The following is a 25,015-nucleotide window of genomic DNA, read 5'->3' as shown; positions in this document are numbered from 1 at the left end:
TTTTGCAGTTCGCTACACATAACCATGAAAAAACGCAAATATAAAATTTCTAATTTAACCGATGCGGAAATCGACGCAATCGAATCGATTGAGGATGCGATCGCCAGTAACATCCCAGAAGATGCTGGCTGGGTTCAACGCCAGTTGAACAAACTTGAAAAGCAGGGTATTGATACACTCAACATCTGGTGTGCATTAGGAGAGGATCAATATCAAGTTTTCAAAAATTTACTAAGTTCTCCTGGTGAAAGCCAAAAATACGTAGGTGCAAAAGTTGTTTATGAAGGTTGGGATTCCGATTTGATGCAAAAATGTAAAGGCAAGCTTTTGACCGTCGTAGAGATCGATCACGTTGAGGGTTTTCGTTGTCGGCTACCAAATGGGGAAAACGTTTGGGTTTTTTTAAAAAATCTGAAGGTGCTGGGTTCGTGAGAGCGAGCGCCCACAAAGCAGAGGTAAAATAAAGCCTCAGCGGCCCGCCGCATGGGAGCTGGCAGAGGATACTCGGTGATCAACCCCAACCCCTAGCTGAAGCTCAGAACTTCCTTGGCTGAAAACTCTCAGCCGTTGCTGCTGCATTGGCTTTTGAACAAATCTTAATGGATTCTAAATCAGTTCACAACACGGCGCTTATCGTTTTGTTGAGGGAGATTATGGAATTGTTAACTCTTGCCGAAGCAGCTATAATTTTTAAACTTTCACAAAGAACTATTAGGCAATTAAACTTTGCGATATTTTTCCCTGTTTCTCTATATCTTAAATATCTTACTAATCACTATATATCTCTCTGGATTAGCCAACCTTTAGCTGCCATATCAACTGCTTCTTTTGATCGACCATATACAGCTATAGAGTCATAAATTGAGTCTTGGTTCCATTTAATAATAGCTTCTGCATTTGCAGAAATAGGTTCACAAGTTTGGTCGCGATTAGAGCCTCCCAACTGTAGAAGCAGCCGAGAACTTATTGGAAATAGTCCTAGTATGATTCTTCCTTGACTATCGCTTTGCAAAAAAACGGGATCATCAGGACAGATAAAACCATCATCTTCACTACGAATTAGAAAAAGGGGGAGCTGTTCAAGCTCCTTAAAAACTGTTTGGTAAAGATCCATAAACATTGGCAAATCATATTCTGGAGCAAGCTTCATTTGCGCTTGTATTTCCATATTCATAGGTGATTCTTTAGCAATGTGAGGTAAAACAACACTGCTCATAAATTCCCTTGTAGCTGGAGAGCGTGCATATTGTAATGACGTAAAAAGTCTTAACTCTTTTTGTCGCTCAGATTCACTCGGAAGTAGTTCTTCAGAGATGACTTCTTCCAAAGCAGGTTTGAGCCAGTTTTCTAAACTGGTCAATAGCTTTTCATAACATTCAGGTCGTTTATCGTGAAGCGTTTTATATTGATTCTTTTTGACAGCGGCATTTTCCACCTTAGTCCGTACAGGTGATCCACCGCGTCGTTGCATCCAAACTTTGTCCTCTGCATCTGCAAAGTGCCTGAGAATGGATCTAGGTATGTGATGTTGTCGCATAACAACTTATTGTACGGAATATTTTTCAAGGTAATGCCTAAATCGGTCTATTATCGAGATTTTTTCGAGATATTTACCCAATGGCGGACATTATCAAGACTTTTTCTGCATGATATCCCTGTCACAGGACATTATCGAAAAAATCCGTATATTTTCAGCGTAATCGCCCGACTGCTAACTATGCTATATGACGAGCTCGATGGAAGTAAGGCTTTTGTACCTAAAAAATGCTAATGCGATCGCTGCTGAGTATAGTGACACGATTATCGCAACAACTCTGCCAGGTGAGTCTGAGTAAAATCCTGAACATGGGGTAAAGCCGAGGATACGAGCTGTCCGAGGACGAGACGTAAAGTTTTGTGTGCGATGACAGGTTGGCCGCAGTTACCGCCTTTGGGTAGCTGTGGTGATTGCGTGCGATCGCATCCAAATTGAGATTTCAGAAAAACGCTGCACAGCAATCAGCAAGCGGTTGATTCCTTTTGCGGTATAAATATATCGCTGAACATTGCCTTTGCTACCTTCTGTTTCCAACGGAGGGAGTCAGATTGATGTGCCATGAAGGTGACATTTGTGATCACAATTCCATTGCTTGCTACCATCTTTCTCTGCTTTTCCCCCAGCTTCCTACCTTGCATAAATTTGCATAAATTTGCATAAATTTGCACATTTTTGAGTTTTTAGTTGCAAATACTGTCTCGACTTCAGCTAATAATTCAAGCTGAGCTTGCATAGTTTTACTCACAAAAACTCAAAAAAACTCAAATTTATGCAAAATAATGCAAAAAAAATCATGAAAACTTAGTCCCAAAAAGTTAATTTTGAGGTTTTTTTCTGTTCCGGTACACTTAAGACTTATTTAACAATTTAACAGCAAACTCTGCACTCCCAAATTCAAGCAAATACAGTTTGTTTTGAATGTTGACAGTTGCGAGAGCATTCCGGCTGAGTTCAAAGCAATGGAGTCGGATGGGTTTATTTCGTCTATGCGCCTGTAGAAGCGATCGTGACTCCACTTATTGTCCAAGCGCGATCGTATTGAATGGGAATCGGTACCAAATATCACATCAATATCTACGGGTTCTAATGGTGACAAGCCTGTTTTCTAGTTCGCTAACCGCCAAACGCTGTTCCCGCACTCGACCTACTCTCAGTGCGTCAATCAGGCTCCAGCTTGGCGTAAAGTTCTGGATCGTTTTTAGCAGCTTGGGGGACTGAACGGTACAGAGGCGCGCGCGATCGCCTGCCCTCTGACAACACCTTGAGGGTCAGGCCAGACATAAACCTCCGACGGTGAGGCAATCAGCTTGCTTTTTAGCGGTTCAGCAGAATGCGTTGTTGGCAGTCCTCGACTTAAATTTAATGTTCGGCGCTCGTTGAAGGGCGTGAGCTATTTCGGGAGTACAGCGATCGCTTGTGCTGAGAAAGCGGTTGTAGGAGCGAGCGATTTGCGATCGCTACACAAACTTCAGAAACTTGGCTGCAACTTTCCTCTGTCATTAAAGCTTAAAAAAGTATTAAACCCGACCTTACGGTTAGGCTTCCGTAAAAGGAGGGTGCATTATTTCTCTTTCTGCACGTAAAAGTCAGATTTGTGATCACAAAAACATTGCTTGCTATCGCTCATCTCTGCTTTTTCCTTAGTTTCCCAGCTTGCATAATTTTGCATAAATTTGCACATTTTTGAGTTTTTTGTAGCTAACACGGCCCCAAATCGGGTTAACAATTCAAGCTGAGCTTGCATAGTTTTACTCAAAAAAACTCAAATTTATGCAAAATTATGCAAAAAAAATCATGAAAACTTAGTCCCAAAAAGTTAACTTTGAGGTTTTTTTCTGTCCCGGTACGCTTAAGACTTTTTTAACAATTTAACAGCAAACTCTGCACTCCTAATTCAAGGAATTGTAGCAGAGGCAAGCTCAAAAGTAGTAGCATTTATAGCACAATACGGTTCAGTTAAAGTTGGTAATTGGCATGATTTTCAATAATTGAATGTAAGAATGAGTATTTCAGCATTACAAAAGTTGAAATTTTTTGTTAACTGAACCGTATTGGGCTATAACCCTAATTTAAAAAATACGATGCTTTTGCACAACTCATTTAGACCTGCTATATATAGAACCCATTTGAGATCTATTTAGCGATCGCTCACAACAGTCGATCCGTTCACAACAGGCGATCGGGTTCACAACAGTCGATCGGCTCACAACAGTCGATCGGCTCACAGCAGTCGATCGGCGCCAAAAGCTCTTTTTTGAAGTCATTCGGTTGTGGGCGATCGCCTGGACAGATTTTCAAGTTGGTTGTCCCCCATCAAGTTTTGAGCTAAAATTACCATCAAAACACCCTAAAGCCTAAAGCCGTCATGCCGTATTCTAGTAACCTAACGGACTCCGAATGGTTTATCTTAGAACCTCTACTACATCAAATATTACCGATTAAAAAGCAAACTCGACCACCCAACTGGACAAAAAGAGAAATCCTGGATGGCATATTCTATCAACTCAAAAATGGTGGCAATTGGGAAGATTTACCAAAAGATTTACCACCCTACTCAACTGTATATTGGTATTACAAACAGTGGCGGTCAGAAGGAGCGATCGAAGAATTGATGAAAGCCTTACATTCTCAAGTACGCGAACAAGTCAAAAAAAACCGAAGTGGACTACGTTAATCATGATTGACTCACAAGCCGTGAAAAATACCTGTAATGCCAGTATTGCATCAAAAGGGTATTGTTTTTATAAATCCACCAATGGTATTAAAAGGCATCTAGCTGTTGACACGCTTGGTTTTCCCTTTTTTACTCACTGCACGAAAGCTAGCTTATCAGATGATGCAGGTTTAATTGAAATGTTAAGCAAAAACATCGATTATTTCAAATCTAAACCAGTTAATATCCCCAAAATCACCATCTTGCTAGACAACGGATATCACCCCGAACATCTGACAATTGAGTTGCAGAAGATTTATCCAAAAATTATGACTAAAATCAAGTTTGAACTTTCAAAAAAACCCTCGAAAGTAGAAAAAGAAGCACAGGGGAAGTCGGGATTTGTTCCGGTGAGAGCCAGATGGATAATTGAACGGTCAAATGCTTGGATGGAAAGGTGCAAAATACTCATCAAAAACTTTGAGAGAACTTTAGATAATGCAACAGCCAAGGTTAATGTTTGTTTTATTAGGCTGATGGTTAAAAGGCTTGCAGCTTAAAAGATATCAAATGGGTTCTATAAAAGCGATGGTTAATCCAGATATGCAAGAACCATCTTTAATTCCTCAAATTTAGACCTGAATCCTTACTCGTTAACTGTCCGGAGTATTTTTACGATTGAATTAAATTTACTTGAAGGTAATAAATACCTTCCTTAATTTGACGAGGCTGAAAGTTGAAAAAATTGTCAAAAAGCGGGCTAAGAATGGTTGAGTTGCGCTACCTCAACTTTTGTGCTGCTCAATCTCAAATCAAAAATTGGCTAACCGTCCAAAAGGATCGCTCCAAACGGGCTAATAAAAACCACTGATTGTGGTGATGTCAAATAAAAAGCATAGTCCCTAAGATGGCGTGTAAAGCACACTTCGGAGCACCGAATATAATGCCAAGAGTCAAGAAAATATCAAATCCGAATGTCATCCTGAGCATAGATTTTGGCGGTTTATCAACTCGCGCCTTTTACCGTAAGGGTTCAGAGATGCTGGCTCATTCATTAGTAATGGAATCCCAAGTCGGCACTATCAGCCAAGACACAGCCAATGCCTTCACGAAACCTAATTTAGCCTCGGCAGCCCCCGAAAATATTGCCTGGGTTGCCATCGGGGATGAATGCCGCGCTGTAGGCTACCTAGCAGCTTCCCAATTCAACGCTCACATCGGCTTAGCCGGACTCAAGTACAGTACAGCCTTGTACAAAGCACTAGCAGCTTTGTGGGTAGCCTCTTGCAAACTAGATTTAGGCAATCAATTCAGCGCAGCGCTCTCCGTCTTCTTACCTCCAGGCGAGTTCAACGACTCCCAACAGTTTTTTACACTGCTCAGACAAGCTGCTAACGCCTTTGAAACGCCTTCCGGTACGATGCAAGTAACGCTAGACAAAACCCAGGCGCTTCAAGAAGGAGGCGGTATTTGTATTGCTTACAACAGCAAACTGGGAGCAGCTTTCAAGCACCAAGTAACAGCTTTCGTAATGGTAGGTTTTCGCAATGCCTCCGTCATCGTTTCAGCACGGGGAGCCGTAGGCAAAGGCAAAACCTCCGATTTAGGCATGGTGCGGTGCTGCGAGCTAGTCCAAGAGCGCACCTCTGGCTACGATTTATCTCGTTTAGCAACAGCCATAGCTACATCAGGCGATCGCTTTAACCGCCCTCCCTTCTACCGCATTGCTCGCAACCATGACGCAGGAGCGCGGGACACTGAAGTTGACCGTTTGGTTGAAGCAGTGAAACTGGCAAGAAGAGACTACGCTCGAATCCTCACCAGTTGGCTAGATGAAGTGCTGCCACCCGATCTAGATGAAATTGTGTTCTGTGGCGGTACTTGCGGTTATCTGGAGCCGGAATTGAGAGCATATGCCCGCGTTGCCTACTCTTGGCACGCCGGGATTACAGTACCACCCAACCTAGACCCTCAAGGCTTGGGATATCGGTTAGCGGACTTATGGGGGCTATGGAGCTATTTCAGTTCTCTATTCGCTACAACTTCCGACTCTGGGAATCACAAAGTGAATTTAGCATTGGATGCCACTAACAGCGTTCAATCGGAAAACAAGCAAGACAATGATTACTTAGAGGTTGCTGATACCGACTGTTCTAGCGATCGCGCATTCGGACAAACCTTACCTACTCCTGTAACAGAAAATGAGCACTCTAGCCTACCGCTTTTAAGTGTTCAGAGCGTAAGAGAAGCCGAAGTTTCGGCAGTAGCAGGCCCCTATCGATCGCCAAAGTTCAAGGAGCGTAATTGGGGAGAAGTAACATCAGTGCGATCGCCTATCGTGGGACAGTCTAGCACAGCAGTAGAGGAGGAGAGACATGGCTAAAGAGCGAACGAACTATTACCTGCGGTGTCAACCCTACGCTGACTCCCCCGACGGCATTTTACTCAATTATCTCCTGCACCATCCCGTGTACGACTCAAAGCGAGCAGCATTTGAGGCATTCGAGGCATTTTGGAAAGCTTTGGCGTATCAGGCGCAAAGTGCAGGTTCAGAAGAAGAAGTGCGGATACTAGGCTGGGATTGCATCAATTCTTTGCTCAATCAAGTTGATTACATTCGCACTCGCCTCGAACTCGAAGGTTCGCAACTTGGAGCCTTACTCGTTTCTCGCGGGTGCGCTCACCTCCCGGGCTACCTTCCCAGTTTTGTACCAAGTACAGGTTTAACTACAGCAAGCGAGTCATTTCCCTCTAAACCATCTCGTCAATCTTCAAGAGCGCCACAAGCTATCAGTTCGGCTTTAGAACTAGAACAGGTGACAGACTCAGAATTTGACCCCAGCGAGGGTGACACAGTAAATCTAGCAGGATTCGATCCAGCCATGTTAGGGCCTACCTTTAGTTAGGGGCTAGGGACTAGGGAAAGAAGGGAATAAAATAAGCGGGCTTCGCGGCTCGACTGAGCATCACCGAACCTCACCGAAGTCCGAACGGTTTGGTGGAAATCAAAAAGTCCTAACCGACGAAAGCAGTTGCTATACCTTGTCCAAGATTGCTATTTACGAGCAACATTGTGGAGATTTTTTATGACTAATACGATTCATTTAGTTGATGGAGAAATTGGTGGTGTTGGTAAGTCTATGTGGAGTTGCCTTCTCGTAGAGTACAACAACAAGTATGACTTTCTTTATACCCTAATCGATGGTGATGCTGGCAATCCCAACGTGCAGCAGCGCTATCCAGAGTCCGCTAAGATTATTACTTTGGCGGAAGATGAAGAAAACTTTGAGGCAGACATCATTTTCGAGACAGCTTTGCAGGCTCCTGTCATTGTCAATTTACCGGCTCGTGTTTCTTCTATCATAGATGGCTGGATTGAGACGGCGGGTTTGTTAACTGCTTCTTTTAAAGAAAAGTCAGGCATAGATGTTTGCAAATGGTTTTTGTGCAGTGGGCGTGCTGATAGTATCGAGATGTTTTTGGAATCAGTTAACCGCTTTCAAGGCCGACTGAAACACATTTTAGTCCGCAATTTTGGGGTGTGCAAAGATTGGTCTCACCTCAGCAGCCATAAAAACCTAAATAAGCTGCTTGAAGAACACAGCATTTTAGTTGTTGACTTGCCTAAACTCAGTGCTTTAGAACGAAGGTTGCTCGACACTAATAAAAGCCTGTCTCTAACAGGTGCGCTATCACATCCCAGCTTTCATTTACTCAACCAACAGCGAATGTACACTTTTCTAGAAAATACTTGTGATGCAATTGAGGCAACAAGAATTTTCAATCAAGCTCCCTATCGACCTAATCTAAAAAGTGAGAATCGTTCACGGTCAGTAGTGGTACAAGATATTAAGAAACAGCCATCAGATGAAGCTGTGTTAGATACCGAGGAACATCAGTCGGCAGGAGCCGTACCAGATTCTACCACTTGAACTGAGAAACTATTGACAGAGTTTGACCGCGCCGTAAGCATCGCCCCTTCAGGAGTCGAGAGGGGTGGGAGTGTCACTGTAATTTCAGGGATTATGAGAGGAACTTATGTCAGATGATGCAACCGGAGTTAGCGATAGAAAGATTGAAAATTTGTCAGAAGTTGAGCTTGATCATGATTTTTCTGAGGAGACTGTAGAGCATTTAGTAAATGATGAGAATTTGGAGGATCAAGATGAAGAAGATGAAAATAGTGACTCATATTTGTGGCAGCAAATAGACCAGGAGTTAACTACTGCTAAAACTTCTGTGGGAGATAACTTATTCAAATTAGCTGCACCGCCTGCTTTTGAGCATGAGCGTGAGTCTCTTATCAGTCAGGCACTCAAGGGCAAAAGTGCTGAATTTCGTTCCGAAGTTATTAACAATGCTTACCGCTACGGTTTGGATAAAAATGACCCTTTGTTTATTGTGCTTCTAGCAACGGGTCAGCTTGAATTGCTCCTCGAAAAAAAGCCTCAAGAAATTGATTCATTTTTCAGGAATTGGGAGTCAAAATGGCAAGCGGAATTAAAAGACTCTGAAGCTGTTATCTCTCAAGAATTAGAGCAAGTACGGCAGCTAATTGATAACTGGGAACAGGATAGCCGGGAGTTTTTAGAACGACAGGGTAAAGCAGCAGTCAACGTACAGCACCGAAAGATTGCTAGTTCAGTTAAAACGTTAGTTCAACAAGCTGCTTTAGAGAAAGTTGCTCACGATATTTGGTCAGTAATTTTTGGAAGTGCGGCCGTGTTAGGAGCAATAGCTATCGGCGTGTTTATCGGGTTGGCAATTCCCAAATTTGCTCATACGCCACCACTCGATCCAAAAGGGCCTCGCCAGCTAACTCTCAAAGAAGCTGTGGCAATGAATTGGGGGTTGAGTGCTGAAGGACAATTTGCAATGAAAAATGCAGAAGCTATCAAGTGGGCTATGAGTAGTGAGGGAAAATATGCTCAACAATTTATGAGTTGGAATCAAGCTTTGTTGAGTGAAAAAAATGGAAAAATGTTGTGTGAAAGTGAGGTGAATCGATTGGGAGTGACGCTAACTGTAGAAGGTAAAGCGGCGACAGATGGCTTCTGTACTTTATGGACGAGAAATCCCAAAGAGCGAGTTTTTGCTCCCTAATGAAGGGGAAGGGGAAGGGGAAGGGGAAGGGAAGGAAAAACGCAGGTTATTGTTAGCTTTTATTAAAGAAAGAAAAGCAAAAATCTATCTTCCCTTCCCCTTCCCCCTCTCCCTTCCCCTTCGTTCTGTATCGCGTTTCAATCTGTTCCAAATATTGCATTTCACAAGGTGTGTGAGCGACACGCTGTTCGAGCAAATTCAAAATTTCTACCTCAAATGGGTCGAGGTTCCCTGATTCAAAGAGCAGGGAGATGCGATCGCAAATTTCTTGAAGTCCCGGTTGATTTTCGAGCGGTACAACAGTGAGAGCCGAGTGCTTGAAGGTGTATAACTGCATGGTAATGGTAGGCATGTGTCGCATCCACACAGTGGCAGTTTTCTCGCCCACTGACTGAATGCGCCCCAATCGGCCGTTAACGTCCTGGCGATCGGGCGCGTACACCTCTACTAAGGAACCAATTTTGAGCGTTAGGTGATGAGCGATGGTAGGTTGCTTTTCAGGCTTTACCGAAGGGCACCGCCCCTGTAAAGTTTTGGCAACTTGAGCCGGACGACTGCGAGCATCCGAAGCCAAAGCAAGAACTTCCTTCTTTGTCAGCCCAGCAGAGCGGGTCAGTATTTTCCACTTCACTTCGTCTCCTCCAATAGAACTGAGGGCATCCACAGCTTGAGTAAATTTGGCATCCCGGTAAATCGTCCTAGGGGAAGCTTTGAACCGTTCTCCCAACTCTCGTGCTGTTTTGTCTGTCAAGCTGCCATTTTGACAGCTTGCTTTTTCTGAAACTGTTTTGTCTGTCAAGTGGTCATTTTGACAGCTTGCCTCCTCTGGCGCTGTTTCATCTGTCAAACTGTCATTTTGACAGTTTGCCAAACGCTTGCCCCCGTGAGATTGCTTGGTTAGCTCGTACCACGTGCCGCGCAGGTAACTAACAGATTCGGGTGTCAGGTTGCGACGCCCTAGTTGGTTGCCAATCATCCAAACCTTGACTGCATTCCGGCTATCGAAAGACATCTCTACAGTTTGGTAGGGGATGCTATGTGCGACACATATGCTGTACCTGTTGTGACCGTCAATAAGAATACCCTCTTGAGCCCAGACTACTAGCGGGTTGAGACATCCTACCTCCAGAATACTGGCTTGCAGGGCTGCTTTTTCGCCCTTACTTAGGGGAGGGATGAGGGATTGGAATTCAGAGTCTATCCGCAGTTCTTCCGCAACGGAGGAGGTGTACACACCAACACCCCCTGGCAAAACGATTAACGGTTGTTGCTCTTGATAGTCGGCTTCTGATTGCATTTGACGCATTCCTGACTCGCTTGTCTCATGCCAGTCGCGCCCGCGCTGACTATTGTACGCAGCTTATGGCTAGGCGCGGGCTGAAATTTCGTTTAATTATTCAACGATAACATAGCGACTGTCGAAAACCGTCAAGAAAATGCGAAAATAGTTGAAAAAGGGAAACGTTATCGACGCTATGCCACCTAGTAAAGGAATCCAGCCTCATCCCAACTCGTTAGCCAATCTCAACCGCTCAGGCGGACAACCTCGCTATGAAGAACCCAAGAAGCAAAGAAATATCCAGGTAACGTCGGTAGGGTGGGAAGGAATTCGCGCGATCGCGATCGAACGAGGATTGAGCCTCAACGAATTGATCGAACAGATTGGCAGGGGTCTGATTCCCCTTGGCGGTGAAAAAAGTAACTAATCGCCCGATATGGAAAGGGAGGTTGGATCAATAAAACTTTCTATCAATTCGTTACTAAAAGTTTTATTGAAATAAAGCACTAATTGGGTTTATTGAAATAAAGCACTAATTTAGTCGTTGCTTCTCCGAGCATTCTAACTAGCTTTCAAAATTTGCTTAATTAGGGAGACAACTTGCTGCGGTCGATGCTCAAAGTGCTTCTTGATTTGAAATTTTAACGAATCTGCTGGCACATCTTTTTTGTTGAGTTTAAGGCGAATATGCTCACTTCGTGGGAGAGTGGAATTGAGCGCTCGAATAACGGTACGGCATTGTCGAAGAGTGAGGCTATCGACTTGAATTAAGGGTAAATTTAATGGGTCGGTATCGAGTTGAATATTAGAAGCAAATTCGGCTTTAACTTGTAGCGAAGAGGTGAGGCGCTGTTCTTCTGTTGGTTTTTGAGTTGCTGCACATTCAGCAACAGCAGGAAAGGAAGCAATTTCATTGAGAAGAGGCACCAAATTTTGGGCAATTTTTGCTGTGATTTGTTCAGAATCATTCATCCGCTTCGATGCTAACAGCGTAGCGATATAGTGAACAATTAAGCCACCGTAACCAAAAATTACCACAGTTTCAATTGTGAGGGTGAGAAAATGCTGAATAGGTTCGTACATGATTATAATTTGCAAGTGGAACATCTCTCAAACGCGCTCGCGTTTAATATCAAAGCTTTTTAACAAAAACAGTTATTTAATTTATTGCAAAACGGTTTTACGCTGACTTATTGAGCAACCTACATTCTCGGATAAAACCAATTAACCATAACTTACGGTTTGTAACTGTGTTGCAAAGGTTTAAGATTATTCGCATTACTTGCGGAAGCTTTCCTACGTTCGATGGTAAACTCCGTCAAGGGTTCAGAATGACATAATCAAGTTATTACTCCATAAGTGCTATTAACTAAATCCTTGTGAGAATGCGCTCATAAATGTCGCAAATCGAACTGATGCGGTGGGTGGGCGGGCAAATAAAATCCTGCTTGGAGCAGGATTTTATCCCCTTTATCGGGGGTCGTCATTGATTACTTGACAAAATCATCAATCTCTTCATTATCGTCAGTTGCCTTTTTCTTATGAGAAGCTTTGACTGCCGATTCGATATAACGGAAGTGCAAGTCAATCACTGCTTGCTCAGATGAAAGCCAGTAAACGTTGCTCAAGATTTCTTCAAGCATCTCGTCAGCCGAGTAGCCTTCATATTGCTTGTTAAACCAAGTATTGAACGCTTCCCAGTCAAGAGCCTTACCTTTCTGCAACTGTCGTTGTTTGGCACGTCCCGTTAACTCGCGGGCAACGTGCAAAAACATCTCGAAGCGCTGTTCTTCAAGAGTTTCTGCAAATTGCTTTTGCATCGGAGTTGGAGCGGATTTACGATTAGCCATGATTAAGCCTCAAGCGTGTTTTTTCTTCACAACTAAAGCGACGGCAGTCTGCTAATTACAATTAATTCAAAAAAATTAGTGGGTGGGTGAGTGGGTAAAATTAAATTCACAACCAAGGTTCAATTTTCCTTGATTGTGAATTTGTTGGGTATGCTTCCCAGAGCGCCCTGATTCGGACGGTGGCGACAATCATTACCCAGCATCGCGATTCGTGGAAAAGGCCTCGATAGAGGCAAAAAAATGCTCTGCTTTTTCAGCAGAGCTTTCTAATCAAACTTTAGCAATTATTCGTCGTCTTCCTCAAATTCTTCGTCTTCGTCTAAACTAAAATCATCCTCCTCATCGTCATCATCCTCATCCTCATCGCCTTCGGAGTCTTCGTCATCCTCATCAATTTCATCGAGTATGTCATCAATTTCATCATCTTCATCATCGAGTTCGTCGTCCTCATCGAGTTCTTCAGTATCTTCTTCAGAGGATTTAGCTAACTCGTTGCGACGCTTTAAGCTTTGAGCATTGAACTCCATTAAATCGGCAATGGCAGCTTGCGGGTTGTCAGCAATTGTATCGTAAAGTTGGCTCATCGCTAAGGCAACAACTTCTACATCATACTTGAGTTCATCGGGTCGGCCAACTAGCTTGGGAAACACAGTATTGTTCCACTCTTGCCAGTCGAACTTTTTACCATTGCCATTACCGTTGCGCTTATTCAACTGAGCTTGAATATCCAATCCCAGTTTTTCGCGAACTGCGTGGCCAACCTTTGTCGAAATACGGCTATCGCGACGCTGAATTGTCACACCGTACTTCTTATGAATTGTATTCCGAATCTGTTTGACTAGCTCGACAGCAAGTTGCTCAGGGCTGAGGTTAGATTGAGGTTTTGATTTTGCTCCATTGTTAATGCTAACTGTTTTACTGTTTTGCTTTTCAGGCGGTTGAGATTTGGCAGGCACTGGGGAATGAGAGCGAATGGGAGTGGCTGCGGTTTGCTTTTTACTTGTGACCATGATTGACAATTTAACTTGCATAACATCAATTTATTAGTGCCGTTAGGCACAATTACCCCCTCCAATTGAGGGGGAGAACTTCGCTCATTAGCAGGACGCTAAATTTTAATTATGTTAGTTAAATTTTTATGTTAAACATCCTCAGTTTAGTTGTATAAACTCATGAAAATTTTCACTATTTCGTCTAATTTAATAGTCCCTCAAACTCCAATATTTGCCCTCGAATATTACAGTGCCGATCGCCAAAAAATATTGTCATCATTTCATCAGTACGCCAATGAGTGTGGTTTACCTGTTTATTATTGGAATCCTGGCTATGCAACTCTTCAACAGGTGCGGTGTTTAGATAAACATCTCCCGACTTTAGGTTGTCATTCAGATAGGACAAGCGTTTCAGATATTTCCCAGATGTATAATAGTGAATGCGTCTTATGTAAAACTGAGCTATCTGTCGAGAGTGATGTCCTGCAATTTCTGCTGGAAAATGACTGTCCCGGTATCTTTTTGTTAGAGGATATTTTGGAGTCAGACAGTACCGAACAGCCTCTTATCCGCCGTTATTCTCAATTGGCTAACGCATTCTTTGACTTGAAAGGGCGTTGGGCCAACCAATATTGGGTACTGCTGGGCGAGTACATCCAATTGCCATCAAAGCTAAGTCCATTAATTCCTCTACTCAAATGTCCGTTACCCGATCGTTTTGAAGTCGAAGTTCTTGTAGATAATTTTTGCGGTCGCAATTGTTCCCTTGATTTTGGTTCAGATGCGGTAGCTGCTAAAAAACGGTTGGCTGTTTCTAGTCTAGGGCTGCCACAGGCTGAAATTGAATTAGTGTTAGATCGATCGCTCTCTATGACTGCTTCAGTTGTCCAAATCGCACAGTTGGTATTGGAGCATAAAATATCGCAACTTCGAGACCAGGGGTTGGAGTTCATTGCTTCTCCCGACGTGCCTCATGCTGGCGGTTTAGATTTATTAGACGCTTATTTGAGCGAAGTCGTAAAGCTGTCAGAAGCTGATGCCAAGAAATATCACCTCAGACCTCCCAAAGGAATGCTGCTGTGGGGACCGCCGGGGACGGGCAAAAGTTTGAGTGCAAAGCTAGCTGCTAAGAAACTAGGTTATGCGCTTTTAGCAGCAAGTTGGGGCAATATTCTAGGTTCTTCTAATCCAGATCGCGCTCTCAACAAAATGCTGGATACAGCCGATAATTTGGGCGGCTGCGTGCTGTTTTTTGACGATTTTGACAAGGGTTTTTCTGGCTGGGAATCTAATGCTGATGGCGGTGCAGCTAGGCGGCTGTCGCAGAAATTGCTCACCTGGATGCAGGAGCATGAAAGCCCCGTGTTAATGTTAGCTACTGTTAACCGCTTAGAAATGCTGCCGGCTGAACTTATCCGCAGATTTGACGACGGCGGAATCTGGTTTGTGGATTTGCCCCACAGCGGCGCTCGCTATGAGATTTTCAATTTGCATTTGGCTAAGTATTTCCCAGATCAGTTTGGGGAAGGAAAAGAGAATCTTTGGAGCGACAGGCAGTGGTATTCACTACTATCTGATTATGCGGGAGCAACGAGTGCTGAAATTGCGATCGCAGTAAAGCGCTGTGCTGAACGAGCCTATTGTGAAGGGCGACCGGGTTCGATTGAATTAGCCCATTTGCGTTATCAGAGAACTCAGTTTGTGCTGTCGTCTGAGCGTTCTTCTGAAGATATCCAGGGGATTCGTAATAAAGCGTCCTTTGCTCGACCTGCAACTGGTCGCGATCGCTCTTTGTTTGCAGCAGGAGAACAAGAATTGTTTGAGTACCGGCCACCTGCTTACGATCCAATTTGATTAAGGATTAGACTCTCCGTTTAGTGATATTGAAATGTCAAACCGGGATACAGGCTGGATACACCGTTCTAGTAGAATCGTCCAGCCTGTATCTCGGTTTAATAATAACCAGTACATCCGGTTAACAACAGATGCACTGGTTATCGTATAAGCTAAGACTTAACTTGGACGTGGTAGCCGCAATTTTCAAGGCATAGTTTGACTCCCTGCCAAGTTAATCCAGTTTCTGCTTCAAGCGGAACCGTTAAAGCATTGGTCGTGTAGCCGCGATCGCCCTCCTGCCTGATAACGCTATATTCAGCTTGTTGCAGCATAGCAATGGCATATTTTGATAGTTTACCAACAATATTTGCGGCTTTGTTGCTAACTGTGAGAATTACATTCATTTTGATTTGAACTCAAATCTTCACTTGCACCACAACAATCGTTGTTTATGGGTGGGAGGTTGGGTAATATCAAATTTGCTTACATCGGAATTAGTCCTCTTTTTCTCTTTCTCTGCGTTCTCTGTGCCTCTGCGGTTTTTTAATGATTAAATGTAACCAAAAACGAGATCAAAAATCGTCGCCCCTTAATCTATTACCCTCCCCAACTTTCAATCACATTAATTTCTACTTGGCAAGGAATCGGAGAAAGAAACTTATTCCCGGCTCTCACCATACATTTTTCAAGCATTGCTTTAACTGACGACACTTTTTCAAAAGGACACTCGATTAAAATTTCATCGTGAACGACACAAACCAGTCTCGCTCCCGTGTAACTTAGAGGCTTAAACAATAGAGCAAGAGCGAGTTTAGTAATGTCAGCACTCATTCCTTGAATCGGGTTATTTAGCATCTCATTAAGCAACGGTTTAGTATCTTTTGACCATAATCTCCTTCTGCCTAAAACGGTGCGACTTTCTCGAATACCTCGGCTCCATGCACTCCGAACTTTGGCGTGAAATTGTTTGATACCTGTATAGGATTCAAAGAACTTCTTACGAAAGTACGAAGCTTGTTCCAGCGTTAAAATGACTCCATGCTCTGCTTGAGCCATAAGCTTAAATTTCCTAACTCCCATGCCATAAATTAAACCGAAGTTAATGATTTTGCCGAGTTGTCTATCTTCGATAGTAATTTCAGCTAAAAGTTTTCCCAACACCAAGGAAGCTGTCAAAGAATGCAAATCTTCTCCTTGAGAGTAAGCTTTCACCATCCTAATATCCCCTGACACTTTAGCCATAATTCGCAGTTCAATCTGGCTGTAATCGGCTTTAAGTAAGACGTAAGCGGGTGCAGCTTTAAAACACTGCCGGGTTTCTTTATCTCTGGGGATATTTGTTAAATTTGGCTTTCGACAACTAAACCGCCCTGACCGAGCACCAATCTGAAACCAATTAGGATGAATGCGCCCTGTAATGGGGTGAATATGTTCAGCTAAACCCAGAGCAAAAGTGTTGATACGAGCTGATAAGCTGCGGTATTCTAAGAGTGCTTGAATAACGGGATACTCGCCCTGCAAAGGAATTAAATATTGAGAATTAGTGGAAGTAACAGGAATGCCTTTCTCTTGCAAAGCCGCTAAGACTTGTTTCGGAGAACGAGGATTAATTGTATCCGTAAATTCCGGTAACAAAGAGATTTGTTTGTGAGGGTTAGGTCGATGGAGTTGTGAATTAATTTCTCTTGAAAGAGAATCGCGCTTAGTCGCGAGTTTCTCTCCTAAAATACCCCACTGTTCTCTATCTAAAAGCATCCCGTTAAGTTCCATAGAAGCCACCGCAGGCAAACAGGCAAATTCTAGTTTCGCAGTCTGCCAAAGTTCTGCTGAATAAAGCTGGCGGTGAAGTACCTCACATAGTGGTAGTAAGATTGCAGCATCAGTAGCAGCATATTGCAGTTGAGTTCTACTCAGTTCTCCCGACCAGTCGCTAACCTGCTGTGCTTTATCTAGCTTAACTTTCAGCAATTTGTCGGCAACAGCTTCCAGAGACGAAGTGCGCTTGAGTCCGGCTGTCAGCACCCGGTAAGCCAGATAAGTATCGAAAAAAGGTTTGGATGGTGAAAGCCCAGCCCTAGTCAGCATCAGCCAGTCAAACTTGAGGTTATGTCCAACTTTGAGGGCATTTCCGGCTAACAGGGAGCGCAGGGGGCCGAGATCGGTGGGCGCGATCGCAAAGAGATCGACGATCGCTACTGGCATATCGGGAATAGCAAGCTGTACGAGGCGAACTTTAGCTCGGTATGGGTCAATTCCAAAAGCGGTTTCGCAGTCGAGTCCAAAGCATGAAGCCTGTTGAAATGGTTTAAGAGCTAATTCTAATTCTGAACCACTATTTAACAGTTGATAAGGAGTTTGAACTAGGTTAAGTTTCATTTGAGGGGGAGGGGGAAGGGGAAGGTTAAGAGAAAGGGAGGGAGAAGGGGAGAAGGGGAGAGGGTGAGGAAAAATAAGTTATTTAGGGAAGGGAAAGGGGAAGGAAAAATCCAGTTTATTGTTAGTTTTTATTGAAGAAATAAAAGTGAAAATTTATCCTTCCTTACTTCGACTGGGTTCAGCAACCATCCCCTTCCCCTTCCCCTTATTTTTTAGCAATTACTAACCACGATTCGACAGTAACAGGTCTTAATGTTCCCCAAAAAGCTTCTAGGGGCAGTTCAATTAGTTGGGCATCAATTCTAACGCTACAATGCCAGGAGTGACTTGAGCATATTTTAACATTTCTTCTAAAACAAATTCTGATGATGGAAACCACGAATAAGGTGGATTAGTTAATAGTTTCTCGTACAGGTTTGGAGGATGGATAGGTAAAGAATTCATAATCCCAGGAGTAGTTAATAGTTTGTTGGCAACCGCAATCGACAGCAAGCTATTGCTAAAGAAGGTTGTTGTTTACAGTTAAACCTATCCCCCTCCATTAGGATCGATCCAGTTGAGGTATTAAAGATTGTCGATTGTGGTGATGGCATTAGTTTTATCGTTAATTTAGGCTAGAAGTGTTTTCTAGTTTCATGTATTGTTATGAACCCTAATTACTCAGACGAATCCACATCAAGCTACAACACTTCTGGCTACCAGTCAGAGGGCTATGAATCAGCCGGCTATTCACTACCTCAGAAATCTCAACAAGGTAATTTTGAAGACGGCTATCAAGAAAATGTGTACGACGAGTCTAATCTAGCCGATCATGCTTGGACAGACACAGCATCTCATCCCAATCCACAGTTTGAGCTAGAAATTTAACAGTTGGGAGTGGGAAGGGCAGCTTTATGACACTCATAACATAGGCAACCCAACCTTCCCACTTATAGCAGTTTTCAATTGGGTAGGTACTGCTTTTAATTAGCAATTAGCAATTAGCAATTAGCAACTACCCTGTTATCAGGCAACTGAAAACCGCTCTACTTATTGGAACTGCCAATGCTATGAAAGTGCTAAATAATGTTCGCTTTGACCTGAATAAGTTAATTTGGCTCTTAATAAGAGCTACAGCAATTGGGTTAATTTCTGTTGCACTAGCACTGGAATTCCCAGGGATTGCTAATGCTTCTGAGTTAAATTCCTTACCAGTTCGGATCTGGGAAATTCCTGGTAATGACCAACAAAAGTCTGCTACAAGAGTTTTATTGCCTGACTGGAGCCAAATTACTTTTAGCAGCTTACCACCAGTTTCTAATTCATCTAGTTGGGGAGGTCGTAGTTGGTCACAAGGCAACACTCCTGACCAAATCTTGCAACTCGGAGACATCAGCGAAGCTCTCAAACCAGAAATCTTTTCTATTGAAAGCATTGAACAGTTAGCAACAGGAGGAACAAACCTAGAAAATATCTCTCTAGCAGCATTTCCACTCTTGGGCAGACAAAAGGTAGAGAAGCTCATCCAAATTGTGCCGAATTTAAGCTCTTTTAAATTGAAAGAAGTTGCCCCTCTTGCATCTTTAGCTTCTCAAACTCCACTCATAAATGTCTCTAATGCTGGCGAACTTCCGCTCAGTCAACTTATGTCTAAATTTCCCCAGTTCGCTGAAGCTTCTCTCAACCAAATAGACTTTTCTGGGTTTTCTTTAATGGACATTCCCTCTTTGTCAAGTGTCAATTTAGAACAGTTTGAGGGATGGATATCAGAGCGGATTGCTGACATTCCCTTACTCAATCAAGTGCCTTTGAGCAGTTTCCCAATTCCTGTGGGAGAACTGGGTTTAACTGCGATGCGAATTGACATGATCTATGGGACGGCTGAAAGTAAGCGCTCTAATACAATCTCAGGTTCTAACGTAGAAGGATTTGCGGTAGCGTGCGAGAAAGATTGCGCTTACATTGAACTTGATGACTTAGAAAACAGCGGTCGCAAGCTTGCATCAAAACTGGAAGGGAAGCAGTGGATTAGCGGTAAATATCAGGAAGTGCAAGGCGGTTCTGGCTGTTTGGCTGGTTGGGAGCCAACGGGTCGGCATCCCTTTGGAGATGCGTTTAAAGTAGTAGTAATGGAGCCATCAGAAACCAGCGATACTGTTGACACGGCTCTGTACTTCAGGTTTAGTTTGCCTTGTGGGAAATCGCCTTACATTATTGGCCCATTTCCGTTCTTGTCCTACCAAACAAATTCCCCTATCTTTGTTGGCAAAGTGGAGGGGGGTGCTTCTAACAGTATTTCTCGCCCTACTGATGCTGTATCCTCACCTAAACTTTCCCAACCAAAAGGCTCAAATCAACAGCCGTCTCAGCTTAAACAAAACCGTCTGCCCACAAAGAAGGCCATTCCCGAATCAAAGGGAGATTGCGTCCAACCTGCCACCTACATTAACAATGTTGATGTGGCTGCTTTATCCGAGGCGATCGCCAATTTGGAAAGTGCAGGTAGTGGTGACTACGAAGCAATCGGTACCGCTACCTGTGCAGATGGCGATCGCAACTGCGGGCGGGCATTCGGTCGCTATCAATTGATGAGCTACCGGGAAGATGTGCAGGAGGCGATCGCTTCTGTACCTGGGGGTGCGGAGTTCCTCAAGAAAGTTAATAGTGGCACCCAGCCTACTTCTGAGGAGCTTTTTCAATATTTTCCCCCAGCGGTTCAAGATCGGGTTTTGCAAAATTCTCTGGCTGAGAGTGTAGTTGGCACGCAGCAGGAAATTGACCCGAAAACTAGGCAGTTATTCAGTGGCGATCGCTTAATTGAACGAGTGGCACAAAAGCACTTTGGGGGTTCTGGTAGCAAGGTGGATGCCAGCTACTCGGACATTTTAGGAGGCTACTCGCTTAAGCAGTACGGAGAAAAAGTCAAAACGCTTTACAACTATAACCGCAACAATAGCAGTTGCATTTCGAGTTCTATCAGCAACCACTCTGGCGGTGAGACATGGACTTGGCGTACTCGTTGGTTGCCAATAGCCGCGACTATCAGCATGGTTTTAGGGTCAATACAGTTCTTTAGGGGAGAATTTTCAGTACGCCAGTTCAAATCATTCCTACTACAAGCCATTTTGGGTTTAGCAGTAGCAATAGCGGCAACTACACTCACTCATTGAATTTATTAGCATTTGAATAGAGGAAAATATGCAAGAGTTGAATGAACAGGTAGTCAAATACAGTCAACCCCCAGCTTGGTTGAATCGGGCTGGCTATTGGTTTCGCATTGGTTTAACAGTTTTTATTGGCTTAGCAATGCTATTGGGTACGGCTGCTTGCAGTGCGAGTAGTGATACAACTTTGTCTCAGTTGTCCTGGGAGAAAGCTAGTGGAATTGCTCCCGCAGAAATTTTGAGCGAGATTGTACAGTCTCATAGCAGTATTTTGGAGCCAAAAGAAGCGATCGCCACTATGCGTGTCCAACAAGTGACGGGTAAGAAAGGTCAACTGAATTTGTACGACTTTAACAATTCTAAGCTGTGTGGCAAGATGGGCTGTCTTTACGTTGGCTACTTAATTCCTAATGATAAAAATCAGGCTCAGAGCGAAGTTTTCACAGCTTACCTTAACCCCAATATTGCCCCAAAAACAGCTTTATTTGAAGTTGAAAGAGGCGAACAAGGTGACGTGGAATTGCCCTGTTTACTGGTCAACCAACTCGTAAAAAAAAGCCAACGCAGGCTGAAGTTTTGCTATAATGGGCTTGTCTATCAATTGACATAGAAAAGGGGAATGCGGAGTGCAGAGTATCGCACAGTTTTTGATTACCAACGACGACAGGATAAGAGTTTGAGAAAAATTACCACCAAGAGCCAATTAACCCTTGTAGTCATTTTCCCCAAACTTTCCGAAGTATTGATTGAAGAAAGGAAAGCTAAAATTATCTTTCCTTCCCCTTCCCTCGGTTCTTCAAAACTTAATCAAGGTCTGTTTCTCCATCCACCTCAATTTGAACCTCTGTCGGTTCTTCAAAGTCATCCAATTCGTCTAGTTCTGTATCAAATTCTGACTCAACTTGTGCTATTTTACGAGGTAGCTTGGATTGACTTTTCGCTTGACCTTTACGGTGGTCTGAATTTTTACTTAAAGCAGGCAACACCTGAACTTTAAGGGATGCTGAACGTTCTGGTTGGTTATCAGTATCAGCCGCTAAAGCTGGTAATTGAGCTTCTCCAGCTTCAAGAAAGCCACCAATGCTATTGTGTAAATTCCAAACCTCTTTTTTCTGCTTCGGCTTACCGAGATATAGTTTAGGCAAATTCGCCTGAGTTGGCTTAGTAATGCTGTAAGTTTTGCAGCAGAACGATTTATTTTTGCCTTCCCCTTCTTTGATAGCTCGGAAGTGAACATTCAAAACTCCTAATGAGCGCCATCGGTCATTTTTGCCACTGTATTCTACCTCAAAGTAATCAGCAAATGCCCTTTCTAAGTTGCGGTAAAACTCTTCTCTAGCACTCTTAAAGCTCCAAAGAGATACATTTTTGAACCGCACTACTATGGGGGATTTGTGCAATGGTAAATTCTGGGAATTTAAGAAAATGAGAGCGTGTTCTGAACAGACTTCCTGCATCTTTTTGTTGAAACTATGGCGGTATTCGTCATACAATCCAACAAATGCACCAGCTAATTCACCATTTTCTTCAATATCCTTGTATCGAATGTACTCTGGCATAAAAGCTAATACCAAAATTTTCACTTTTTGGAGCAGCAATCCTGTCACTTCTTCAGTTAACTCAACTGTTGTTAAGTCTGATTCAGACGGGATGGAGTACCACTCAGCTTTGATGAGTTGGTCAGTAGGAATTAAGATGCCAGCAGGGTTGTCATTGATGACAATACCGTAGGGTAAAGACGGTTTGCGTGCTTGATTGTATCCACTGCCGAATAGTTCTGGGTCAACTTGATATGCTTCAGAAGTTGTGTTTTCTTGAGTAGCTTCCTTTGCACTTTTAGGTGTTGATATTTTAGTCTTTGTTTGGGGTGTGGCGTTATTAGTTCTGACCATTATTTACTTATTTGAGTCGTTATCAACCCTTCATAGGCGATAGCCGTTCTTTTAATGTAGAAGGGGAAGGGGAAGGAAGGATACAGCAGATTGCAGGTTTGTAGATGACAGCTTAGTAGCAATAAAAGCTAACAATAACCTGTTTTTCCGTTCGGTATATCTCACGGCGCAGCCTTCTTCTTCCCCTTCTCCTTTCCCCCTCCCCCAATAACCTAGTTTTTCCTTCCCCTTCCCCTTCCCCTTCCCCTTCCCCTTCCTATGAAAAATCTTCAATTGTTTTCTCAAAACAACCCAAAATTAGTGCTTCAAGTCCAAACCCAGCCTGTCACTAAACGCCCGCTTATTGGTATAGACTTCAAGGGTTTGATTGGTCAATTTATCAATCCAGAAGGACTTTCAATGCTAGGCTTATTACTAGCTTTGTTTGTTTTCTCCAAGATCATTGGAAGTGGCAAAGGGAAAGTTACTTCCGGTCGGTTGTGCGGTACGGCTGAAAAGATGGCAGCGACCAGTTTAGCGCTCAAACAAATGAAAGAAAAAAAGCGGCAACCCGTTACTTTATGGAGCGGCACGCCGACTTATTGGTTCAAAAATATAAAGGTATTGAGCGCTCAGTTACAAACGCTATTAGGCGCAAATCCTACTGTTTGGTTTCCTCATGCTGAACGCGGTACTTTAGTAATTGGTGCTCCGGGTTCTGGCAAAACCTTTAGTGTGATTGATCGGATGGTTGAGAGTGCATTTCAGCAAGGCTTTCCTGTGATTATTTACGATAAAAAAGGAGACCAGATGAAGCTGCACGCGCCCCTGGCAGTGCGCTACGGCTATGACGTGCAAGTGTTTGCACCGGGGGAAGCTTACAGTGGTACTATTAATCCTCTGGATTTTATGAGGGATGCACAAGATGCTGTAATGGCAGCAGAAATTGGGCAAGTTATTGCTCGCAATGCAAGTCCGGGAGAGAGTAAAGGTAATGAGTTTTTTGAGAAAGCAGGGGAGTTAATGGCGAAGGGTTTAGTGCAGTTAGCAAAAGGCAGTCCTTACCCGGATTTGGCTTTTGTTTATGCGATTATTCAGCTTCCCGATTTAGTTAGTCGCATTCACCATGCTGTCCACCGCCCGGAGGGTCATCCTCTCAAAATGGACAGGTGGATTGCCTCTAGTTTTTCACAGTTATTAAGTTCAAAAGATGCTGAAAAAACAGTGGCGGGTATCAAGGCAAGCGCAGAGGCAACTTATTCAAGTTTTATTCAAAAAGATTTGCTGCGGGCATTTATTGGTCACAGTACCATTCCCATTGTTTTGTCGGGCAAAAAGTGCATTATTTTTAAATTAGACGACCAAAGGCGCACTGTAGTGGGGCCGTTGTTAGCTGCTGCTATTCACTTATGTGTAGTGTCTAATTTGAGTCGAGTACGTTCTGACCCATTTGTGTACTGTCTCGATGAGTTTCCGTCTCTCAAGTTCGATAGAATGGATCAGTGGGCTAACGAATATCGTTCGGCTGGTGGCGTGCCGATTGTTGGCATTCAATCCCTCAATCAACTCTATAATCTCTATGGGGATAAAAAAGGAGCGGCGATCGCAAGTGCTTTGTCAACTCATGTGTTGTTCAACCCCGGTGATTTTGATACAGCGGAGAAATATTCTAAGCGGTATGGGGAAGTGGAAGTGCTGGTAAAAAATCGCTCTACAGGTAGCTCGACGGGGCAACAAACAAGCCGTTCTGTCAATTGGAGCGAGCAGTTGCAAAAGAAACCGCTTTTGAGTGCCGATGAGATTCTGAGGTTTCCGCAAGGGAAGTGCGTTATCACTTCACCGGCTTACAGTTCGGATTCAGAAGCTCTGTTTCCCTATCCCTTGAAAATCCCGGTTCGACAACGAGACTTAAAGCAAGCTAAAGAGTCAGAAGCTCTCTGGGACAGTCATATCTGTCCGCAGTTGTCTCAAAGAGCGGCATTGCTGTCTGTTAACCGATTGACAGGACAATTAATTAATATCGATCAGGAATTGGAAAATCGGATTCGAGCTGCTGAAAAATTGCTGCCTCATCCCAATGACCCCGATGAACCAGTGACAACTGGAGAGGTGGAGGTTAGGAATGTTGCCAATTCTTCTAAGTCTCTGGCTGCGGAAGCATTAATTTTTAGCAGTCTTAGGAAGAAACTGCTAAATGCTGAGATTGGGAAAGAAGGGGAGGGGGAAGGGTAGAAAAAGCTGATTATTTGGGGATAATGTACCAATTGCGTAAATCCTGCTTTTATTGAATAAAGAAAAGCGAAAATTTATCCTTCCTTCTCCTTTCCCCTCGCCTTCTCAAAAGTACAAAGAAGTGAGTAGGAAGTAAACCTCTA

General features: G+C 43.5%; 26 protein-coding genes. 13 read left to right on the top strand and 13 right to left on the bottom strand.

The features are described from left to right. Positions 1–24 precede the first annotated feature (24 nt). Positions 25–432, top strand: a complete 408-nt coding sequence (locus QUA00_RS19875; RefSeq protein WP_333304902.1) for a hypothetical protein — start codon at positions 25–27, stop codon at positions 430–432. 343 nt (positions 433–775) lie between these two features. On the opposite strand, the gene QUA00_RS19870 is transcribed toward QUA00_RS19875, so the two are convergent. The 5 genes from QUA00_RS19870 to QUA00_RS19850 all read right to left on the bottom strand — a co-directional run bounded on the left by QUA00_RS19870 (position 776) and on the right by QUA00_RS19850 (position 3,835). Then, complete coding sequence (locus QUA00_RS19870; protein ID WP_333410886.1) at positions 776–1,537, bottom strand: DUF4238 domain-containing protein; 762 nt, start codon at positions 1,535–1,537, stop codon at positions 776–778. A 384-nt stretch (positions 1,538–1,921) separates the two neighbouring features. Continuing rightward, entirely contained in the window at positions 1,922–2,071 is a 150-nt protein-coding gene (locus QUA00_RS19865; RefSeq protein WP_333410885.1) for a hypothetical protein, read from the bottom strand. 325 nt (positions 2,072–2,396) lie between these two features. Beyond that, positions 2,397–2,633: a hypothetical protein gene (locus QUA00_RS19860; protein ID WP_333304906.1), complete on the bottom strand. Its 237-nt coding sequence runs from the start codon at positions 2,631–2,633 to the stop codon at positions 2,397–2,399. Positions 2,634–2,695: 62 nt separating this feature from the next. Then, on the bottom strand, positions 2,696–2,818 hold the full coding sequence (locus QUA00_RS19855; protein ID WP_333304908.1) for a hypothetical protein: 123 nt from the start codon (positions 2,816–2,818) through the stop codon (positions 2,696–2,698). An 885-nt stretch (positions 2,819–3,703) separates the two neighbouring features. Beyond that, entirely contained in the window at positions 3,704–3,835 is a 132-nt protein-coding gene (locus QUA00_RS19850) for a hypothetical protein (RefSeq protein ID WP_333304910.1), read from the bottom strand. Between the two features lie 67 nt (positions 3,836–3,902). Between QUA00_RS19850 and QUA00_RS19845 the strand changes: the two genes are divergently transcribed. The 6 genes from QUA00_RS19845 (at position 3,903) to QUA00_RS19820 (ending at position 9,293) form a co-directional block, all read left to right on the top strand. Next, on the top strand, positions 3,903–4,211 hold the full coding sequence (locus QUA00_RS19845) for a transposase (protein ID WP_333304913.1): 309 nt from the start codon (positions 3,903–3,905) through the stop codon (positions 4,209–4,211). A gap of 2 nt (positions 4,212–4,213) precedes the next feature. Then, entirely contained in the window at positions 4,214–4,750 is a 537-nt protein-coding gene (locus QUA00_RS19840) for a transposase (RefSeq protein ID WP_333410884.1), read from the top strand. A 383-nt stretch (positions 4,751–5,133) separates the two neighbouring features. Beyond that, complete coding sequence (locus tag QUA00_RS19835) at positions 5,134–6,573, top strand: ParM/StbA family protein (protein ID WP_333410883.1); 1,440 nt, start codon at positions 5,134–5,136, stop codon at positions 6,571–6,573. Continuing rightward, positions 6,566–7,096 (top strand): hypothetical protein, encoded by a 531-nt coding sequence (locus QUA00_RS19830; protein ID WP_333410882.1) that lies wholly within the window; start codon positions 6,566–6,568, stop codon positions 7,094–7,096. Before QUA00_RS19835 ends, QUA00_RS19830 begins: the two co-directional genes overlap by 8 nt. A gap of 180 nt (positions 7,097–7,276) precedes the next feature. Further along, a complete protein-coding gene (locus QUA00_RS19825; protein ID WP_333304923.1) occupies positions 7,277–8,122 on the top strand; it encodes a mobilization protein MobD-like protein in 846 nt (281 codons plus the stop codon). A gap of 106 nt (positions 8,123–8,228) precedes the next feature. Beyond that, on the top strand, positions 8,229–9,293 hold the full coding sequence (locus QUA00_RS19820) for a DUF6753 family protein (RefSeq protein WP_333410881.1): 1,065 nt from the start codon (positions 8,229–8,231) through the stop codon (positions 9,291–9,293). A 52-nt stretch (positions 9,294–9,345) separates the two neighbouring features. Here the strand turns inward: QUA00_RS19820 and QUA00_RS19815 are convergent, their stop codons facing one another. Then, complete coding sequence (locus QUA00_RS19815) at positions 9,346–10,590, bottom strand: hypothetical protein (RefSeq protein ID WP_333304927.1); 1,245 nt, start codon at positions 10,588–10,590, stop codon at positions 9,346–9,348. A 151-nt stretch (positions 10,591–10,741) separates the two neighbouring features. On the opposite strand from QUA00_RS19815, the gene QUA00_RS19810 reads away from it, so the two are divergent. Beyond that, complete coding sequence (locus QUA00_RS19810) at positions 10,742–10,999, top strand: hypothetical protein (RefSeq protein WP_333410880.1); 258 nt, start codon at positions 10,742–10,744, stop codon at positions 10,997–10,999. A 134-nt stretch (positions 11,000–11,133) separates the two neighbouring features. Here the strand turns inward: QUA00_RS19810 and QUA00_RS19805 are convergent, their stop codons facing one another. From QUA00_RS19805 to QUA00_RS19795, 3 genes are all read right to left on the bottom strand, one after another. Beyond that, the gene (locus QUA00_RS19805) at positions 11,134–11,655 is read right to left on the bottom strand and encodes a hypothetical protein (RefSeq protein ID WP_333304929.1); all 522 of its coding nucleotides are present in this window, start codon (positions 11,653–11,655) and stop codon (positions 11,134–11,136) included. Between the two features lie 407 nt (positions 11,656–12,062). Continuing rightward, complete coding sequence (locus QUA00_RS19800) at positions 12,063–12,422, bottom strand: hypothetical protein (RefSeq protein ID WP_015179737.1); 360 nt, start codon at positions 12,420–12,422, stop codon at positions 12,063–12,065. 284 nt (positions 12,423–12,706) lie between these two features. Continuing rightward, positions 12,707–13,432: a hypothetical protein gene (locus tag QUA00_RS19795; protein WP_333304931.1), complete on the bottom strand. Its 726-nt coding sequence runs from the start codon at positions 13,430–13,432 to the stop codon at positions 12,707–12,709. Positions 13,433–13,594: 162 nt separating this feature from the next. On the opposite strand from QUA00_RS19795, the gene QUA00_RS19790 reads away from it, so the two are divergent. After that, positions 13,595–15,268, top strand: coding sequence for an AAA family ATPase (locus QUA00_RS19790; RefSeq protein ID WP_333410879.1), 1,674 nt, complete (start codon positions 13,595–13,597; stop codon positions 15,266–15,268). Between the two features lie 152 nt (positions 15,269–15,420). Here QUA00_RS19790 and QUA00_RS19785 read toward each other — a convergent pair whose 3' ends face one another. The 3 genes from QUA00_RS19785 to QUA00_RS19775 form a co-directional block, all read right to left on the bottom strand. Next, the gene (locus tag QUA00_RS19785; RefSeq protein WP_333195861.1) at positions 15,421–15,654 is read right to left on the bottom strand and encodes a hypothetical protein; all 234 of its coding nucleotides are present in this window, start codon (positions 15,652–15,654) and stop codon (positions 15,421–15,423) included. A gap of 193 nt (positions 15,655–15,847) precedes the next feature. Further along, positions 15,848–17,626 carry a bifunctional 3'-5' exonuclease/DNA polymerase gene (locus tag QUA00_RS19780; protein WP_333410878.1) on the bottom strand — a complete coding sequence of 593 codons (1,779 nt, stop codon included), beginning with the start codon at positions 17,624–17,626 and terminating at the stop codon, positions 15,848–15,850. Between the two features lie 285 nt (positions 17,627–17,911). Further along, on the bottom strand, positions 17,912–18,070 hold the full coding sequence (locus QUA00_RS19775) for a hypothetical protein (protein WP_333410877.1): 159 nt from the start codon (positions 18,068–18,070) through the stop codon (positions 17,912–17,914). A 201-nt stretch (positions 18,071–18,271) separates the two neighbouring features. Here QUA00_RS19775 and QUA00_RS19770 point away from each other — a divergent pair, with 201 nt between their 5' ends. From QUA00_RS19770 to QUA00_RS19760, 3 genes are all read left to right on the top strand, one after another. Further along, positions 18,272–18,493: a hypothetical protein gene (locus tag QUA00_RS19770; protein ID WP_333410876.1), complete on the top strand. Its 222-nt coding sequence runs from the start codon at positions 18,272–18,274 to the stop codon at positions 18,491–18,493. A gap of 182 nt (positions 18,494–18,675) precedes the next feature. Further along, the gene (locus QUA00_RS19765; RefSeq protein WP_333410875.1) at positions 18,676–20,775 is read left to right on the top strand and encodes a hypothetical protein; all 2,100 of its coding nucleotides are present in this window, start codon (positions 18,676–18,678) and stop codon (positions 20,773–20,775) included. Between the two features lie 28 nt (positions 20,776–20,803). Further along, positions 20,804–21,379 (top strand): hypothetical protein, encoded by a 576-nt coding sequence (locus QUA00_RS19760; protein ID WP_333195854.1) that lies wholly within the window; start codon positions 20,804–20,806, stop codon positions 21,377–21,379. 193 nt (positions 21,380–21,572) lie between these two features. Here QUA00_RS19760 and QUA00_RS19755 read toward each other — a convergent pair whose 3' ends face one another. Continuing rightward, positions 21,573–22,661 (bottom strand): DUF5895 domain-containing protein, encoded by a 1,089-nt coding sequence (locus QUA00_RS19755; protein ID WP_333304942.1) that lies wholly within the window; start codon positions 22,659–22,661, stop codon positions 21,573–21,575. Positions 22,662–22,919: 258 nt separating this feature from the next. Between QUA00_RS19755 and QUA00_RS19750 the strand changes: the two genes are divergently transcribed. Further along, positions 22,920–24,872 carry a type IV secretion system DNA-binding domain-containing protein gene (locus tag QUA00_RS19750; RefSeq protein WP_333410874.1) on the top strand — a complete coding sequence of 651 codons (1,953 nt, stop codon included), beginning with the start codon at positions 22,920–22,922 and terminating at the stop codon, positions 24,870–24,872. Positions 24,873–25,015 lie beyond the last annotated feature (143 nt).

It is taken from the genome of Microcoleus sp. T2B6 (assembly GCF_036700475.1).
Taxonomy (GTDB): Bacteria; Cyanobacteriota; Cyanobacteriia; order Cyanobacteriales; family Microcoleaceae; genus Microcoleus.
The sequence above is the reverse complement of the archived record's forward strand: the minus strand, read 5'-3'. Positions and strand labels throughout refer to the sequence as shown.

Coding starts and splice junctions, on each gene's coding strand:
- QUA00_RS19785 (WP_333195861.1), bottom strand. CDS start 15,654: ATGAATGTAATTCTCACAGTTAGCAACAAAGCCGCAAATATTGTTGGT.
- QUA00_RS19840 (WP_333410884.1), top strand. CDS start 4,214: ATGATTGACTCACAAGCCGTGAAAAATACCTGTAATGCCAGTATTGCA.
- QUA00_RS19755 (WP_333304942.1), bottom strand. CDS start 22,661: ATGGTCAGAACTAATAACGCCACACCCCAAACAAAGACTAAAATATCA.
- QUA00_RS19750 (WP_333410874.1), top strand. CDS start 22,920: ATGAAAAATCTTCAATTGTTTTCTCAAAACAACCCAAAATTAGTGCTT.
- QUA00_RS19780 (WP_333410878.1), bottom strand. CDS start 17,626: ATGAAACTTAACCTAGTTCAAACTCCTTATCAACTGTTAAATAGTGGT.
- QUA00_RS19830 (WP_333410882.1), top strand. CDS start 6,566: ATGGCTAAAGAGCGAACGAACTATTACCTGCGGTGTCAACCCTACGCT.
- QUA00_RS19875 (WP_333304902.1), top strand. CDS start 25: ATGAAAAAACGCAAATATAAAATTTCTAATTTAACCGATGCGGAAATC.
- QUA00_RS19770 (WP_333410876.1), top strand. CDS start 18,272: ATGAACCCTAATTACTCAGACGAATCCACATCAAGCTACAACACTTCT.
- QUA00_RS19795 (WP_333304931.1), bottom strand. CDS start 13,432: ATGGTCACAAGTAAAAAGCAAACCGCAGCCACTCCCATTCGCTCTCAT.
- QUA00_RS19815 (WP_333304927.1), bottom strand. CDS start 10,590: ATGCAATCAGAAGCCGACTATCAAGAGCAACAACCGTTAATCGTTTTG.
- QUA00_RS19870 (WP_333410886.1), bottom strand. CDS start 1,537: ATGCGACAACATCACATACCTAGATCCATTCTCAGGCACTTTGCAGAT.
- QUA00_RS19835 (WP_333410883.1), top strand. CDS start 5,134: ATGCCAAGAGTCAAGAAAATATCAAATCCGAATGTCATCCTGAGCATA.
- QUA00_RS19800 (WP_015179737.1), bottom strand. CDS start 12,422: ATGGCTAATCGTAAATCCGCTCCAACTCCGATGCAAAAGCAATTTGCA.
- QUA00_RS19775 (WP_333410877.1), bottom strand. CDS start 18,070: ATGAATTCTTTACCTATCCATCCTCCAAACCTGTACGAGAAACTATTA.
- QUA00_RS19825 (WP_333304923.1), top strand. CDS start 7,277: ATGACTAATACGATTCATTTAGTTGATGGAGAAATTGGTGGTGTTGGT.
- QUA00_RS19805 (WP_333304929.1), bottom strand. CDS start 11,655: ATGTACGAACCTATTCAGCATTTTCTCACCCTCACAATTGAAACTGTG.
- QUA00_RS19760 (WP_333195854.1), top strand. CDS start 20,804: ATGCAAGAGTTGAATGAACAGGTAGTCAAATACAGTCAACCCCCAGCT.
- QUA00_RS19845 (WP_333304913.1), top strand. CDS start 3,903: ATGCCGTATTCTAGTAACCTAACGGACTCCGAATGGTTTATCTTAGAA.
- QUA00_RS19855 (WP_333304908.1), bottom strand. CDS start 2,818: ATGTCTGGCCTGACCCTCAAGGTGTTGTCAGAGGGCAGGCGATCGCGC.
- QUA00_RS19765 (WP_333410875.1), top strand. CDS start 18,676: ATGAAAGTGCTAAATAATGTTCGCTTTGACCTGAATAAGTTAATTTGG.
- QUA00_RS19790 (WP_333410879.1), top strand. CDS start 13,595: ATGAAAATTTTCACTATTTCGTCTAATTTAATAGTCCCTCAAACTCCA.
- QUA00_RS19820 (WP_333410881.1), top strand. CDS start 8,229: ATGTCAGATGATGCAACCGGAGTTAGCGATAGAAAGATTGAAAATTTG.